This window comes from Rhizobium sp. 57MFTsu3.2, assembly GCF_012932765.1.
GTDB classification, from domain to species: Bacteria; Pseudomonadota; Alphaproteobacteria; order Rhizobiales; family Rhizobiaceae; genus Rhizobium; species Rhizobium altiplani.
The window spans coordinates 78,479-94,560 of record NZ_JDWI01000009.1; the positions used below are offsets into that span (position 1 = coordinate 78,479).

The 16,082-nt window shown below is 59.9% G+C and carries 13 protein-coding genes and 1 pseudogene; 7 read left to right on the forward strand and 7 right to left on the reverse strand.

Translation table 11 applies throughout. The features are described from left to right. Window positions 1-225 precede the first annotated feature (225 nt). Window positions 226-990, reverse strand: coding sequence for an N-acetylmuramoyl-L-alanine amidase (locus AF71_RS12180; RefSeq protein WP_113471577.1), 765 nt, complete (start codon window positions 988-990; stop codon window positions 226-228). After that, entirely contained in the window at window positions 987-1,694 is a 708-nt protein-coding gene (locus AF71_RS12185; protein ID WP_018858310.1) for a DnaJ family molecular chaperone, read from the reverse strand. Before AF71_RS12185 ends, AF71_RS12180 begins: the two co-directional genes overlap by 4 nt. A gap of 413 nt (window positions 1,695-2,107) precedes the next feature. Between AF71_RS12185 and AF71_RS12190 the strand changes: the two genes are divergently transcribed. From AF71_RS12190 to AF71_RS12200, 3 genes are all read left to right on the forward strand, one after another. After that, the gene (locus tag AF71_RS12190) at window positions 2,108-3,319 is read left to right on the forward strand and encodes a pyrophosphate--fructose-6-phosphate 1-phosphotransferase (protein WP_169681459.1); all 1,212 of its coding nucleotides are present in this window, start codon (window positions 2,108-2,110) and stop codon (window positions 3,317-3,319) included. Between the two features lie 57 nt (window positions 3,320-3,376). After that, window positions 3,377-4,012 (forward strand): LysE family translocator, encoded by a 636-nt coding sequence (locus AF71_RS12195; protein WP_018858308.1) that lies wholly within the window; start codon window positions 3,377-3,379, stop codon window positions 4,010-4,012. 113 nt (window positions 4,013-4,125) lie between these two features. Next, the gene (locus tag AF71_RS12200; RefSeq protein ID WP_169681461.1) at window positions 4,126-5,061 is read left to right on the forward strand and encodes a lytic transglycosylase domain-containing protein; all 936 of its coding nucleotides are present in this window, start codon (window positions 4,126-4,128) and stop codon (window positions 5,059-5,061) included. Here AF71_RS12200 and AF71_RS12205 read toward each other — a convergent pair. After that, window positions 5,055-6,440, reverse strand: coding sequence for a serine hydrolase (locus tag AF71_RS12205; RefSeq protein ID WP_169681463.1), 1,386 nt, complete (start codon window positions 6,438-6,440; stop codon window positions 5,055-5,057). The two genes, AF71_RS12200 and AF71_RS12205, sit on opposite strands and share 7 nt — an antisense overlap. 173 nt (window positions 6,441-6,613) lie before the next feature. Here AF71_RS12205 and AF71_RS12210 point away from each other — a divergent pair, with 173 nt between their 5' ends. The 4 genes and pseudogenes from AF71_RS12210 to AF71_RS12225 all read left to right on the forward strand — a co-directional run bounded on the left by AF71_RS12210 (window position 6,614) and on the right by AF71_RS12225 (window position 10,769). Next, window positions 6,614-7,858, forward strand: coding sequence for a DUF3419 family protein (locus AF71_RS12210; RefSeq protein WP_169681464.1), 1,245 nt, complete (start codon window positions 6,614-6,616; stop codon window positions 7,856-7,858). 50 nt (window positions 7,859-7,908) lie between these two features. Continuing rightward, on the forward strand, window positions 7,909-8,526 hold the full coding sequence (locus tag AF71_RS12215) for a class I SAM-dependent methyltransferase (protein ID WP_169681525.1): 618 nt from the start codon (window positions 7,909-7,911) through the stop codon (window positions 8,524-8,526). A gap of 130 nt (window positions 8,527-8,656) precedes the next feature. Then, window positions 8,657-9,454 (forward strand): GH25 family lysozyme, encoded by a 798-nt coding sequence (locus tag AF71_RS12220; RefSeq protein WP_018858303.1) that lies wholly within the window; start codon window positions 8,657-8,659, stop codon window positions 9,452-9,454. An 83-nt stretch (window positions 9,455-9,537) separates the two neighbouring features. Further along, a pseudogene (locus AF71_RS12225) lies at window positions 9,538-10,769 on the forward strand (lytic murein transglycosylase). A 511-nt stretch (window positions 10,770-11,280) separates the two neighbouring features. Here the strand turns inward: AF71_RS12225 and metF are convergent. The 4 genes from metF to AF71_RS12245 all read right to left on the reverse strand — a co-directional run bounded on the left by metF (window position 11,281) and on the right by AF71_RS12245 (window position 15,967). Beyond that, entirely contained in the window at window positions 11,281-12,180 is a 900-nt protein-coding gene (gene metF / locus AF71_RS12230) for a methylenetetrahydrofolate reductase [NAD(P)H] (RefSeq protein ID WP_113471575.1), read from the reverse strand. A 4-nt stretch (window positions 12,181-12,184) separates the two neighbouring features. Further along, on the reverse strand, window positions 12,185-13,207 hold the full coding sequence (locus tag AF71_RS12235; RefSeq protein ID WP_169681466.1) for a metalloregulator ArsR/SmtB family transcription factor: 1,023 nt from the start codon (window positions 13,205-13,207) through the stop codon (window positions 12,185-12,187). A gap of 166 nt (window positions 13,208-13,373) precedes the next feature. Further along, window positions 13,374-15,023 (reverse strand): energy-dependent translational throttle protein EttA, encoded by a 1,650-nt coding sequence (gene ettA / locus AF71_RS12240; protein ID WP_169681468.1) that lies wholly within the window; start codon window positions 15,021-15,023, stop codon window positions 13,374-13,376. A 209-nt stretch (window positions 15,024-15,232) separates the two neighbouring features. Continuing rightward, window positions 15,233-15,967, reverse strand: coding sequence for a ribonuclease (locus tag AF71_RS12245; protein ID WP_169681470.1), 735 nt, complete (start codon window positions 15,965-15,967; stop codon window positions 15,233-15,235). Window positions 15,968-16,082: the final 115 nt, after the last annotated feature.

Below are 16,082 nucleotides of genomic sequence, written 5' to 3' on the forward strand. Positions count from 1 at the left end.
CGCGTTTCAAATAACGATCCAGTTTTATGCGGCAGATATTTATTAGAGATACTGCAGCAATTCTTCTTGTTTCAATTGACGACCGCCAAGAACCCCAAACAACACAAGCGGCGCCGTTCGACGTTTGGCGTTAGACCATCGCAATGAGGAGATAATAGGGAAATGATGTGGCGAGCCGACGAACTCTCAGAATCCCGGTAAATTGGCGCGACTCAAAAGTACTACTTATGCGGAGTAGCGTGGAAGCGACGCCAGCAGACGGTGCAGGGTGTCTATCGTCGAAAAGTCCGCAATTCCGTCGATTCGGGCGGGCCGAAAATGACGCTGGAAGGCCTCGACCTCGCCTGCCATCTTGGCCGAGAATTCGCCAGTGATTTCAGTCGCATAGCCGTAGAGCGACAGCATCGACTGCAGGGCTTCGACCGGCTGGCCGCGGTCGCCGCGTTGGAAAAATCTTCCACCGGAGATCGGTGCGGGCTCGACCCAGTGGCCGATACCGGCCCTGGAGAGCTCCGCCCAGGGAAATTTTTCCCCCGGATCGACCTTCCGAATCGGTGCAACGTCGGAATGTCCAAGCACCCTTTCAGGGGCAATTGACCAACGTTGGCCGCAATCTCGACACAATTCGATCACGGCTTGGATTTGTTCTTGGGGATACTCTGGAAGGCCGCCGGGATGACCGGCATTGGCGATCTCGATCCCTATTGACAACGAGTTGATATCGGTCTCGCCCTGCCAGTAACTTTTGCCAGCATGCCAGGCACGGCGCTCCTCGGGCACGAGCTGCAGAACCTCGCCGTCTTCCTGGACAAAGTAGTGGCTGGAGACCTGGCTTTCGTCGCGACAGAGCCACTCCAGCGCTCCGTCGGGCGTTGGCATACCTGTATAGTGAAGAAGGATCATATCTGGCTTGCGTCCATCCGCACGCTCGCCGTGATTGGGCGAAGGGCGAACAATTGCCTTCCGGTAGTCGGCCTCGAACGAGGTCATGCTGCGCGGCGTTCCTTCTCGATCGCCTCGTAGGCGGCATTCAGCGCCGCCATGCGCTCATTGGCAATGGCATGGAACTCGGCCGGCACACCACGGGAAATCAGCCGATCCGGATGATGCTCGCTGACAAGACCATGGTAACGGCGACGGATCGTGGTGAAATCATCGGAGGGAGAAACACCGAGCACCTTATAGGGATCACGTCCCACGGAGACATGGCGCGCGGCGATCCTTTCGAAATGCTCGTCATTCATATGGAAGATCTGGCCGACGTGCCGCAGGAACGCCAATTCCTTCTCATGAATGAGCCCGTCAGCCTTGGCGATATGAAAGAGACCGTCCAGTACCTCTTCCAGTACCGGGCAATTGGCGGCGCATGTCACGCACAGGGACGACAAGCGCTCCGCATAGGCCTCATAGCCGGCCACGTCCTGGCGCGCCAGATTATAAAGACGCGCAACGTTCTTCGCCTGCTCGGGCGGGAATTCGAAGATCTCGCGGAAGGCGTCAACCTCCTTCTCACTGACGATCCCGTCCGCTTTGGCCATTTTTGCCGACAGAGCAATGATCGCGACTGAGAAAGCCACCTTGCGGCGGGTCTCCGGATCGCCTTCGAAAACTGTCCGGATAGCCTCGACCACCGCCGAAAGGACGTTGCCCGCGGTGTTGCCAATGGCATTCAGCAGTTTTTCCCAGAAGGACATAAGAGTCTCTCACAGTGCAAATAAGATTAGACACCTTGACCAAATAAAGCCTGCGTTTGCAAGGCGACGATTGGTCATAGGAGCGAATACTGCTTTCACAATTCGGTAATTGTCGCTCCGGCATCCAAGCATACGCCGTATTCGCACGGCGTCATATGACACCAAGGGATAGGCTGTTAACGCATCAGAGAAGCATGCAGTTGTACAGTCGGCTCCACGCGCTCGGGAATTTCCACAAGCCATCTGAACAGCTATCCTTGGCTTGAAACGATTATATCCGCGCTTCCATCTACCTTCGCCGTCAGGGGCGCGATTTTCACAATAACAACACTTTACATGGCCCTTTCCCTGCCGCATCCATGCGTTAGGTAAGCAGACGCGCTTGCACCGATACGAGACACAATGGAGGGATCATGGCCAAACAGAAAGTCGCATTGCTCACGGCCGGAGGCCTGGCGCCCTGTCTCTCCTCCGCAGTCGGCGGATTGATCGAACGCTACAGCGACGTTGCGCCCGACATCGAGCTCGTCGCCTATCGTTCCGGTTACCAGGGCGTACTCCTCGGCGACAGCATCAAGATCACGGCAGACATGCGGGAGAAGGCTTCGCTTCTGCATCGCTACGGCGGGTCGCCGATCGGCAACAGCCGCGTCAAGCTCACCAATGCAGCCGATTGCGTGAAGCGCGGTCTCGTCAAGGAAGGCGAAAACCCGCTGCGTGTGGCGGCCGAGCGGCTTGCCAACGATGGCGTCACCATTCTTCACACGATCGGCGGCGACGACACGAACACTACCGCTGCCGATCTTGCGGCATATCTGGCGGCCAACGGCTACAATCTGACGGTCGTCGGACTGCCGAAGACGGTCGACAACGACGTCGTCCCGATCCGCCAGTCGCTTGGCGCATGGACAGCCGCCGAAGTCGGCGCACACTTCTTCGACAACGTCAGCAACGAGCAGACCGCGGCACCGCGCACACTGATCATCCACGAAGTCATGGGGCGCCACTGCGGCTGGCTGACGGCGGCAACTGCTCGGGCCTATCTGCAGCGGACGAAGAACTATGAATATGTCGATGGGCTGATGACGAACGCCAGGATGAAAAGCATCGACGCCGTCTACCTGCCCGAACTGGCATTCGATCTCGATGCGGAAGCGGCCCGGTTGAAGGAAGTCATGGACCGCACCGGTCATGCGACCGTGTTCGTTTCGGAAGGCGCCTGCCTTGACGCCATCGTCGCCGAGCGCGAGGCCGCGGGCGAGACCATCAAGCGCGACGCCTTCGGCCACGTGAAGATCGACACGATCAATGTCGGCGGCTGGTTCCAGAAACAGTTCGCAGGCCTCATCGATGCCGAGCGCTCGCTCGTGCAGAAATCGGGTTACTTCGCACGTTCGGCCCCCGCAAACGGCGATGACCTTCGTCTGATTCAGAGCATGACCGACCTTGCCGTCGAAAGCGCCCTGAACAAGGTCTCCGGTGTCACAGGTCACGATGAAGCGGAGAATGGTAAGCTCCGGACAATCGAGTTCCCGCGTATCAAGGGTGGCAAGGCCTTCGACACCTCCACCAAGTGGTTCGGCGAAGTCATGGACACGATCGGGCAGAAATACAGCGCGGCATGATTGACTGAGGGTTAATATGGTGTCTTTGCTTTCCCTTAGGGAATAGGAGGAGATTCCATGTCGCTCGAAGCCTGGCTCGCTTTTGCCGCTGCGTCTGCAATCATGCTGGCGATACCGGGGCCGACGATCCTTCTCGTTGTTTCCTATGCGCTGGGCCATGGGCGCAAGACGGCGCTCGCGACGGTAACCGGCGTCGCGCTCGGCGACTTTACCGCGATGACTGCATCCCTTTTCGGACTGGGGGCCGTGCTTGCGGCCTCCGCGACCCTATTTACGGTGCTGAAATGGATCGGCGGCGCGTACCTGATCTGGCTCGGGATCAAGCTTTGGCGCGCACCCGTGATGTCCGAACCGATGGCGGACAATGACAACCTGCCCGAAAAGAAATCGATCAGGGTTTTCCTGCACGCCTATGTCGTCACGGCGCTCAATCCGAAGAGCATCGTGTTCTTCGTCGCCTTCGTTCCGCAGTTCCTGAATCCCGCTTTGCCGTTCTTCGGCCAGATGCTCATCATGGAAGCCACGTTCCTGGTCCTCGCAACCATCAATGCCTCGACCTATGCACTGGCAGCAAACGCGGCTCGCGGGCTTATTCGCAAGGCAAGCATCCAGCGTGCGGTTAACCGCACCGGCGGCACTCTGCTCATTGCCGCAGGCGCCGTAACAGCCGGTTATAGGCGGATAGCCGCGTAAATATTTCCAGCGGGTTGCAGCAACGCAACGAATACGTTAATTGCGGATTCCAGGCTTAAGGTTTTTGGTAACTTCTAACGCTGCCGGGGCGGCGCGTTCACGAAAGTGAGAGTATGGTAGCGATCGGTTTTTCCGGCCTGAAACGCAGTCTCATCGTTTCGACGATGCTCTGCGGCGTCGTTGCCGGATGCACGAGCGTCGAATACACGTCGGTGGAAGAACTGACCGCAATCCAGACCGTTGTTCCGACACCAAAGCCCGGCGAAGACGCCACGCTTGCAGCCGTGCCGGCCGGCGACGGAGCGGCCCAGACGGCGATGATCACCACCGCCGACCAGGCGACAACGGCCCTCGCGGCACCCGCCATGCCGGCAACCGATCCTTCTCAGTTGAGCGGTCAGGCCGGGGCGACGACGGCAACGGGTTACGCGCAGATTCCGCTCACGCCTGAAATGACAGCGATTCAGTCCGTTGTACCGATCCCGCGCCCGGGCACCCCTTCCCCGTCGACTCAACTCGCCTTTGCCGCAACACCTCAGGCTGGAAGCAGCGCGATTGCAGCTCTTTCCGCTATCGATACGACGCCGCACCCGATGATGGATTACGGTTTCGACACCTCAGGTCCCTCGGATCCACCGGCCGCACCGCCGATGTTCAGCGACAGCGACGACGATGGCGCGCCGACGGTTGAGAAAAGCGCAATCACCAAGATCATCGACAAATATTCGAAGCTCTACCAGGTGCCCGCCTCGCTGCTTCACCGCGTCGTGCATCGCGAGAGCCGCTACAATTCCAAGGCCTATAACAAGCGCGGCTATTTCGGCCTGATGCAGATCAAGTACAACACGGCCAAGTCCATGGGCTACGAAGGTGATCCCGCTGGCCTCTTTGATGCCGAAACGAACATCAAATACGCCGCCAAGTATCTTCGCGGCGCTTGGCTCGTCTCTGACAGCAGCGAAGACGATGCTGTCCGCCTCTATGCCCGTGGCTATTACTACGAAGCCAAGCGCAAGGGCATGGACGACGTCGCCCAGGGCAACTACTGATCACTGCCGGGCAGCGCGGCTAGGATCTCTTTGACCAGCATCTGCGGCTTGTAGCGAAGCCAGCTTGGCGTCAATCCGAGCCTGACGACGACAAGCTTCGCGGACGGCACGATCGCAATGCTCTGCCCATCGTGCCCCTCCATCCAGAACGTATCTTCGGGAAGACCGGCAACGGCGCTGGTGTCACCGCCCGGCGCGGCGAGCCAGGCCTGCGCCCGGGTATATTTGCCGCCCGAGGCCACGGTCGGCGTCCTCATCGCTGCCATGAACCGTTCCGGCAACAGCCTCTGGCCGTTCCAGACGCCGTCCTGAAGAAGGAACTGGCCGAAACGCGCCCAATCCCGCGCTGTGGCGTAAAGATAGGAACTGCCGGCGAAGGTGCCCCGTGCGTCGACCTCCAAGACAGCACTCGACATGCCGATCGGGTCGAACAGCGCCGTCTTGGGATAGGCAAGCGCCGCCTGCATGTTGCCAATCCTGTTCATCCATATCTTTGAGATCAGCACCGACGAACCGCTTGAATAGCTGAAACGCTGGCCCGGGCTTGCCTCCAATGGCAGACTTGCTGGCAGCGCCGTCATATCCGCATCGAGATAGAGCATCCGTGTGACATCGGCGACCGTGCCGTAGCTCTCGTTGAACACCAGGCCGCTCTCCATGCCGAGCAGGTCACTCAGCTTGATCGCCGAATGGTCGCCCCCCTTCCACTGCGGCAGAAGGCCAGCCTCATCGAACGCGATTTTGTTGTCGAGCATCAGCCGCCCGACGATGGCTGCATTCACGGTCTTCGTCATCGACCAGCCGGTGAGCGGCATCATCGGACCGAATCCATCACCATAGCGCTCCCCGATGATGCGGCCGTTGCGAACCACGACAACCGCGCGCATTGCAGGACCGATCAGCTCGGCATCTGAAAGCAGTGCATCGACACGGCTGTCATTGGCCTTCGCGACGGCATTTCCCTCCGGCCATGGGGCCTCATTTTGCGGCTCCGGAGTCACCGGAACCTCGGGCACGGCGCGCGCCGCGGCCTCGAAGTCACCATCCGGCACGCTGCTGCAGCCGAGTGCGCCGCGATAGATCGCATGGCCCGGCGCGAAGAGCCCGAGGATACGAGCGGTAACCCGCTTGTCCTGCCTGTCGACAGTGACGCGTACCAGTCGTAGCAACGGATTTCCCGGCGCCTGAACGTCCTCGTAAAGCACCTGTTCGGGGTCACGCCCTGCGAGGAATACGTTCGAGCAAACGATCTTGGCTGCGTAACCATCACCGACTCGCAGCAATTCAGGTGGCCGCGCATAAAGCCAAGCCGCGCTCATAGCGACGATCGCGACCAGCAAAAGAGCGAGTGGCCTCACGACACGCAGCACAAATCGCATATGCGATCCTCCTTGCCCACAAGAGAAGCAGGAAAGCCGGCAGCGCGAAAGCCCCCCAATGCCCGGATGTTTTTCCATTTCCACCGACGGAAGCACGCGCCCACAGCTTGCGTCATCAAACTGTAGTGACGGCGCGCTAAACGCCCTGAACGCTAAAAGGGTGAAAGACTCATATGACGGAATTTGCACCGGATGCCGGCTTCCGCAAGAACCGGAAACTCAAGGCAGCTCTTCTCCGCCACAATGCCTTCTCCAAGGCAGGCTTTTCGGAACGGCTCTTTGGGCTGCTGTTTTCCGGCCTGGTCTATCCGCAAATCTGGGAAGATCCCGACCTCGACATGCTGGCGATGGAGCTTCAGCCTCACCACCGCATCGTGACGATCGGCTCCGGCGGCTGCAACATGCTTGCCTATCTTTCCAGGAGCCCGGCGTCGATTGATGTGGTCGATCTCAATCCGCATCATATTGCCCTCAATCGCCTGAAGCTTGCCGCGTTCAGCCACCTTCCCGCACACGCCGATCTCGTTCGCTTCCTCGCCACACCGCGCGAGTTGTCGAACAGCCACGCCTTCGACCAATTCCTCGCTGCAAATCTTGACGACGCGACCCGCAACTACTGGAACGGCCGCAAGTTCGGCCGTCGGCGGGTCACGGTTTTCGACCGCAACATCTACGAAACAGGTCTCCTCGGTCGGTTCATTGGAGCAGCACACCTTCTGGCCCGCCTGCATGGCGTCGACCTGACGGAAATGACCAAGACGCGCTCCCTGCGCGAGCAGCGCCAGTTCTTCGACGAGAAGATCGCACCACTCTTCGACAAGCCGGTCGTACGCTGGATCACCGGCCGCAAGAGCTCGTTGTTCGGCCTCGGTATCCCGCCACAGCAATACGACGAACTGGCAAGCCTCGCCGCCGAGCAGTCAATCGCGCCGGTCCTACGGCACCGACTTGAGAAGCTGGCCTGTCACTTCCCCATGCAGGAAAACTATTTTGCCTGGCAGGCTTTCGCTCGCCGCTACGCGCCGAAGGGCGAAGGCACACTCCCAACCTATCTCGAGCCCGCGAACTACGAGGCGATCCGTGGCAATGTGGATCGCGTCACCGTTCATCATGCAAGCTTCACGGAACTGCTCGCCGGCGAGCCGGCCGGATCGCGCGATCGCTACGTCCTCCTGGATGCACAGGACTGGATGACGGACCAGCAACTCAACGACCTATGGGCAGAGATCAGCCGCACGGCGCGCGAAGGTGCCCGGGCGATCTTCCGTACGGCGGCCGAAAAGAGCATCATCGAAGGCCGTCTGTCGCCTGCAATCCGCGATCAGTGGACGTACATGGAAAATCGCTCCGCCGAACTCACGGCGCTTGATCGCTCGGCAATCTATGGCGGCTTCCATATCTACGGGAAGAATGCGTGAGCGGGGTCGGCACGAATCCCGTCACCAAGGACGACGGCCACGCCGCCCTGATGGACGGCATGTACCGTTATCAGCGCCACATCTATGACCTGACGCGCAAGTACTACCTTCTCGGCCGTGATGAGACGATCCGCAATCTGAATGTGCCGGAAGACGGCACCCTGCTGGAGGTCGGTTGCGGAACCGGCCGCAACCTGGCGCTCGCCCATCAATATTACCCGCGGGCTCGGCTGTTCGGCCTGGACATCTCGCACGAGATGCTGATCTCCGCGCGCAAAACATTCGAGACCAAAGCAACGCTTCCGGATTTCCGCGTCGCGGACGCGACCGCCTTCACGCCGCGCGAGTTCGGCGTCAGCGGCTTCGACCGCATTCTCATTTCCTACGCCCTTTCGATGATCCCCGATTGGGAACGCGCCGTCGACTCGGCCATGGCCGCCCTCGCCCCCGGCGGCGAGCTGCACATCGTCGATTTCGGCCAGCAGGAGCGCCTTCCGGGCTGGTTTGCACGCTTTCTCAAGGCGTGGCTGCGAAAATTTCACGTGTCGCCGCGTGCCGATTTGCGGCAGGTTCTCGCGTCGCAAGCCTCTGAAAATCAAGCGCGACTGACCTTCGAGACCATTAGTGGCGGCTATGCCTGGCGGGCCGTCATTGTGACCAAACCTTGACATTTCGCTTGAAACTAACCGTTTTTTTACGTTGATATGGAAAATAGAGGGGACATTCCTCTGCTGGACGCGTCTTTAACGGGGTCGAGCTGTGGGGCAAAAAATCCATTCGTTTCGCGACGGAACATCTATGCGCCGGCTTCTGTTTTGCGTTTTGCCGTTGGCTGTCATGCTCGCCGGATGCACGTCATCGGGCTATGATTTTCTCGAAACAGCGTCCGTGAAGCCAAAGACGCGCTTCAAGGACACCGATCCCCAGGACTTCGGATCAAAGCATCCTGAGCAGCAGCCGATCCACGGTATCGACGTGTCGAAGTGGCAGGGCAATATCGACTGGCAGACGGTCAAGGGTTCCGGCGTTGCTTTCGCCTTCATCAAGGCGACCGAAGGCAAGGACCGCATCGATCCGCGCTTCAACGAATACTGGCAGCGCGCCCGCGCCGTCGGCATTCCGCACGCTCCCTATCATTTCTACTATTTCTGCTCGACGCCCGATGAGCAGGCTGACTGGTTTATCCGTAACGTGCCCAAGGAATCCATGCGCCTGCCGCCGGTCCTCGACGCCGAATGGAATGCGGAATCGAAGACATGCCGCTATCGCCCCGATCCGGCGACGGTCCGCGCCCAGCTTCAGCGCTTCATGGATCGCCTCGAGGCCCATTACGGCAAGCGGCCGATCATCTATACCTCGGTAGACTTCCACCGCGACAATCTCGTCGGCTACTTCCAGAATTACCACTTCTGGGTCCGCTCCACCGCCAAGCATCCCGAAGTCACCTATGCCGACCGCCGTTGGGCCTTCTGGCAATACACGTCGACGGGCGTCATCCCCGGTATCAAGGGTCCAACGGACATCAATGTCTTTGCCGGATCGACCCAGAATTGGCACAACTGGGTAGCGGCTGTATCAAAGGACACAAATTCTTAGTAACGTCGCCTCGTCTTTCTTGCTTCCGTCACAATCATTTGGGAAATCGACGGAAATTCCATTTTATGACGAGGATCGAAACTATGTACGTCTCGCCCGCAAGCCGCACGGCACTTGCACTCCTTTTCGCTGCCGGTCTGGCGACCGGCGCAGCCGCGCAGACGCCGGCACCGAGTGCCCCGGCTTCGCAGACACCGGCGGTAGCATGTGACGGCGACCTCAGCGAATTCTTGGCCGGCGTAAAGGCCGACGCCATCGCAGCGGGCGCATCGGCCGAAGCTGCTGACAAGGCTCTGGAAGGCGCACAGATCGACCAGAAGGTCTTGAGCCGCGACCGCGCTCAGGGCGTGTTCAAGCAGACTTTCCTGGAATTCTCGCAACGCACTGTCAGCCAGGGCCGGCTCGACATTGGCCGCCAGAAGATGAAGCAATACGCAGATGTCTTCGCCCGTGCTGAGCAGGAATTTGGTGTACCCGCAGGGGTTATCACCGCCTTCTGGGCGATGGAAACCGACTTCGGCGCCGTACAGGGCGACTTCAACACCCGCAACGCCCTCGTGACCCTGGCTCACGACTGCCGCCGTCCGGAGCTTTTCCGTCCGCAGCTGATCGCCCTCATCGAAATGGTTCAGCATGGCGACCTCGACCCGGCAACCAACACCGGTGCCTGGGCCGGCGAGATCGGCCAGGTCCAGATGCTGCCTCGTGACATAGTCGCCTATGGCATGGACGGCGACGGCGATGGTCACGTCCGCCTCAAGCAGAGCGGCCCCGACGCCATTCTGACTGCGGCCAAGTTCATCCAGCATCTCGGCTTCCAGAAGGGCCAGCCGTGGATCCAGGAAGTCACGCTTCCCGAGAACCTCCCTGGGAGAAATCCGGTATCGGTGGCCCACTGACGGCCGGTGAGTGGTTCGCCCTTGGCGTCAAGCCGCGCGATGGCAACACGAGCTTCGGCAACCTGCATGGCGACCTGATACTGCCGCAGGGTCGCCTTGGCCCGACCTTCATTGCCTATCCGAATTTCCAGATCTATCTCGAATGGAACAAGTCGTTCATCTACACGACCTCGGCCGCCTATTTCGCGACACGCCTTGCCGGCGCTGAGACCTATCTCAAGGGCACGCCCGAACAGGGACTTTCCAACGACCAGATGAAGGAACTGCAGACCAAGCTCGGAACGCTCGGTCACGACGTCGGCAAGGTCGACGGCATCCTTGGTTCAGGCACGCGCGTCGCCATCCAGAAGGAGCAGCAGCGTCTCGGTATTCCCGCCGATGGCTGGGCAACGCCGACGCTCCTCAACTCGCTCTGATCACGTTTCCTCAAGCGAGCACTTTAAGGCCGGGTTTCGCACCCGGCCTTTTCATTTTCGGGGATTGTTCCATGGTTTCAGGCGCTTCAGGCAAAGCCTTCATCTTGCCGCAAGTGTGAAGGCTGGATCGCCGACCTTAACGGCCGGTTAAAATCTGTGAATATTTTTCCACGGAGATTTATCTTGCGATTTCAACAAATTAAAGAAAGCATCACGGCCGCAATGTGACATTTTCGCCGCAGCGCAATATAAAATCCGCTTTCCAAGCGACACAATCACGACATATTATCGCAACTGTTAACGCGAGGAGACAGACATGGGACTTACACAATCCTTGAATGTCCTTTTGGTCAGCGCGGCGTTTGCATTTGTATTGACAATGCTTTTCATCTGAACGCCGAGGCAAGCGAACAGTACCGAGACTCCTGAGTAGCGAAACAGTTCAATGAATCAGAAAAGCGCATCCCACGAGGAGATGCGCTTTTCTTTTTGTCGTCACTGACGGAGCAGCCTACGCGGCAGCGCCAGCCTTCCTGGCGCCTTCCCGTGTGAAGCCGAGATTGGTCAGCACGGCCGAAACGAGCGGCGCCCGGTTCATCGTGTAAAGGTGGAAATCGGTGAGCCCGCGGCGAGCCAGATCCTCGATCTGTTCGGCGGCAACCTCAGCGGCAACCTTGGCTCTTTCTTCCGGCTTGTCGTCGTAGCCTGCAAAGCGTTCATCGAGAAATGCAGGGATGACCGTGCCGCAGGCACCGGCGAAGCGCTTCAGCTGCGTCAGGTTCTGGATCGGCATGATGCCCGGCACAACCGGGATCTTGATGCCCGCAACCCGCACCTTTTCCAGGTAGCGCTCGAAATTGTCGTTATCGAAGAAGAACTGCGTCAGCGCGCGGGTCGCGCCGTTATCCGCCTTCTGCTTCAGCATCTCGATGTCGGCGGTGGTATCGCGGCTTTCCGGATGCTTTTCCGGGTAGGCCGACACCGAAATCTCGAAATCGCCGATCTCACGCAGACCGGCAACCAATGCCGCCGCATTCGCATAGCCGCCGGGATGCGGCTGATAGGGCGCGCCAACGCCGCCCGGAGCATCGCCACGCAGCGCCACGAAATGCTTCACGCCAACCTTGCGGAAGCTGTCGATGACGCTATGCGTTTCGTCCTTCGTCGCGCCGACGCAGGTGAGATGCGACGCCGTGGCGAGCGGGGTCTCGGAAAGGAACCGTGAGACAGTCGCCAGTGTAGGCGCCTTGGTGGTGCCACCGGCGCCATAGGTCACCGATACGAAGTCGGGATTCCAGTCCTGCAGATCGGTGACCGTATTCCACAGCTGACCTTCCATCTCTTCCGACTTAGGCGGAAAGAACTCGAAGGAAATGCCGATTTTGCGGCGCGCGTCGCTGTTCAAAGCCATATGATTATCTCCCGGCAAGTATGGGTTCGGCGCCTTCGCTCGCTGCGGAGGCCATAAGGCGCCGGGGGTCGCGCGCAAGCCAGACAGTGACGGTGAGCCCCTGCCCGCTTTCATGACCCGGATGAAGATCGACGACCTGCTCGACATCCAGCCCAGCCTTGCGCAGCCAGTCGGACATCGACTGATGCGAAAAGCCGAGGCGAACATGCGCATGCTCGTCGCGAAGATACTCCAGCCCATGCGGGGCAAGATCGATGATGACCAACCGCCCGCCTGGCCGCAGCATGCGCGCTGCCTCGCCGATCGCGATCTCGGGCTGGTCGAAGAAATGCAGTACCTGGTGGATCGTCACCACGTCGAAATCCTGCGCCTCGAACGGCAGGTTCAGGATATCGGCGTGTCGGACGGATGCCTTGGTAATCCCTGACTTGTCGAGGTTGGCGCGCGCCACGCTCAGCATGTCGCGGCTGGCGTCGACGCCGATCGCCCGGCGATAGAGGCCAGATAGAAGCTCGAGGATGCGACCCGTTCCGGTGCCGAGGTCGAGAAGCGAGTCTATGGGCTGGCTGCCGAGCAGCCGAATGACCGCGGCATCGACCTCTTCGTCAGCGGCATGCAGACGGCGAAGTTCGTCCCACTCGGCGGCATTGCGGCTGAAATAGGCCTGCGCCCGCTCAGCCCGCTGGCGCTTGACCGCCGCCAACCGTTCGCTGTCACGCAGGATCACAGCATCGTTCTCGGAGGCATGAGCCAGCAGGCTACGCACGAACGCGGCCGCCTTGCCATCCTGCCGAAGCCGGAAATAGGCCCAAGCGCCCTCCTGGTAACGGTCGATGAGGTCCGCTTCGCCGAGCAGCTTGAGGTGGCGAGAGATGCGGGGTTGGGATTGGCCAAGGATTTCTGTAAGATCGGTGACCGTCAGGTCCCCTGCTGCAAGGAGCGCCAGCAGGCGAAGACGCGTCGGCTCGCCGGCCGCCCTGAGGACGTCCACCAACGCATCCAATCCAAGTCTGATAGGCTCACCCATACCCGATCCAATCAACATATAAAGATATCTTTATGTGAAACGATTGAGTGTGGCAAGCCGCAATTCCATCCGTTCACGAAATTAGCTGCTCGGATCGCGACATCGATGCGCGCAAAAAAGCCCCGGCGAACCGGGGCTTCCAGGTCTCCAACGCGATCTTGGGTGATCAGCGCGTCAGGCGCTTGTAAGTCACCCGATGCGGGTTGATCGAATCGACACCGAGACGGCGCATCTTGTCCTTTTCGTAGTCTTCGAAGTTGCCTTCGAACCACTCGACATGGCTGTCGCCTTCAAAGGCGAGGATATGCGTCGCCAGACGGTCGAGGAACATGCGATCGTGGCTGATGATGACGGCGCAACCGGCGAAGTTTTCGAGCGCATCCTCAAGTGCTGCCAACGTTTCCGTATCGAGGTCGTTGGTCGGTTCGTCGAGCAGGATGACGTTGCCGCCGGCCTTCAGCATCTTGGCGAGATGAACGCGGTTGCGCTGACCGCCGGAAAGCGTGCCAACCTTCTGCTGCTGGTCGCCGCCCTTGAAGTTGAAAGCGCCGCAATAGGCGCGCGAATTCACTTCATGCTTGCCGAGCTTGATGATGTCGTTGCCGCCGGAGATTTCCTCCCAGACCGTCTTGTTGCCGTCGAGTGCGTCGCGGCTCTGGTCGACATAGCCGAGATCAACGGTCTCGCCGATGCGGATCTCGCCGCTATCGGGCGTTTCCTGGCCCGTGATCATACGGAACAGCGTCGTCTTGCCGGCGCCGTTCGGACCGATGACGCCGACGATACCGCCGGGCGGCAGCTTGAAGGTGAGGTTCTCGATGAGCACGGTATCGCCGTAACCCTTGGTGAGGTTCTCGGCTTCGATGACCACCTGGCCGAGGCGTTCGCCGACCGGGATGACGATCTGCGCATCGCCCGGACGACGGGCGTCCGCTGCTGCGACCAGTTCGTCGTAGGCGCGGATACGCGCCTTGGATTTTGCCTGACGCGCCTTCGGGCTGGAGGCGATCCATTCCTGCTCGCGGCTGATCGCCTTCTGGCGAGAGGCCTCTTCGCGGCCTTCTTGCTGCATCCGTTTGGCCTTCGCCTGCAGGTAGGCCGAGTAGTTGCCTTCGTAGGGGATACCACGGCCGCGGTCGAGCTCGAGGATCCAGCCCGTGACGTTATCGAGGAAGTAACGGTCGTGGGTAATCATCAGTACGGCGCCCGGATATTGGCGCAGGTGCTTTTCGAGCCAGGCGATCGTCTCGGCATCGAGGTGGTTGGTCGGTTCGTCGAGCAGTAGCAGGTCCGGCTGGGCGAGCAGCAGGCGGCAGAGCGCCACGCGGCGCTTTTCACCCCCCGAGAGCTTTTCGACCGAGGAGTCACCCGGCGGGCAGCGCAGCGCGTCCATGGCCATTTCAACCTGGCTTTCGAGGTCCCAGAGATTCTGGCTGTCAATGACGTCCTGGAGCTTGGTGCCCTCTTCCGCGGTCTCGTCGGAATAGTTCATCATCAGCTCGTTATAGCGATCGAGGATCGCCTTCTTCGGCGCAACGCCTTCCATGACGTTCTCAAGGACCGTCTTGGACGCATCGAGCTGCGGCTCCTGCGCGAGGTAGCCAAGGGTAGCGCCTTCGGCGAGCCACGCCTCGCCGGTATATTCCTTGTCGAGGCCTGCCATGATGCGCAGAACGGTCGACTTACCAGCACCGTTCGGGCCGAGGATACCGATCTTAGCATCCGGATAGAAAGAAAGGTGGATATTTTCCAACACCTTCTTGTTGCCGTACGCCTTGTTGAGGCCGGCCATATGGTAGATGAACTGACGTGCCATAGATAATTCGCTCCGCGCGGGAATTTGAGTTTTGCCGCTATTTAGGCGAATTGGGGCCAAGGAGCAACGCGCGGCGGCCAAAAATCAGAGGCTTTTGCAGCATTCATAGCCGAACTCGGCACGCTCCTCTACCGTAGCGTCGCATGATCAAGGCGCAGCTAGCCGCGGCGCGTGGACGGACGAAGGCTCGTTTTCGATGAGAGGCAGTCTCAGAACCCTGCAGCGTCCACGACGCCCTCATTGCAGCCGAACGACGACCGTCCTGCCCCTTGGATAAGGTCACGAAGGCTTGCTGGCTCGTTCGATGTCGCGTCCTCCGACAGCCCGATCGTAAGTTCGCTGATAACGCGGCCTCCGCTGGCCCGTCGGCAGCTCATCTTGACCCGATCTCCGGCACCCGGGCCGAAACTCTTGTCGAAAGCCGCCTTGATCGCGTCCGCCGTCAGTGACTTGCCGATATTGGTCGCGAACAGATCGCGGACTGCCGAGGCGTTCAGCTCGTTGATCAACCGAACCGACGCGCCGAAATAGTCGTCAGCGCTCATCTTCGTGCAGGTGCCGTGCTTGATCCACTCGTGCCGCTCCAGGCCGGATTGCGTACCGGGCATCGCCTTCTCGAGGGCCGCCTTGGTATCCGCCGAAAGCTCTACCTCAGGCAGCTTCCCCCATTCGCCGTCCTTGTCGGCGCTCCGCAGGGTACCAGAGACGTCGCAATAGTCCTTCCGCATCGGCCAGAGCCCGTGCAGCGAAAAATTGGTCGCGTCAAACCTCTCCCCGGTCTGGCTGCGGCATTCCGGCTTGCGCTGGTTGGTTTTACAGAACGCGGGTTGCCAGCTGGCCGCCAGAATGAAGCGCGTCCTTCCGCCGCCGTCCTGGGCTCCCGCAACGCCAGCGGCCGCAATTCCTATCAAGACTACAGCCATCCGCAGAAATGGATTGCTCATTCTCACCCCCACAAAGAACAATTCATGAACAGGAGATCACGCCGCGTTTGTTTTCACAACCCTCAATCCGTAGGGTACGAAAAATCCCTTGGCATAAATATCTGGGCGTGTTGCT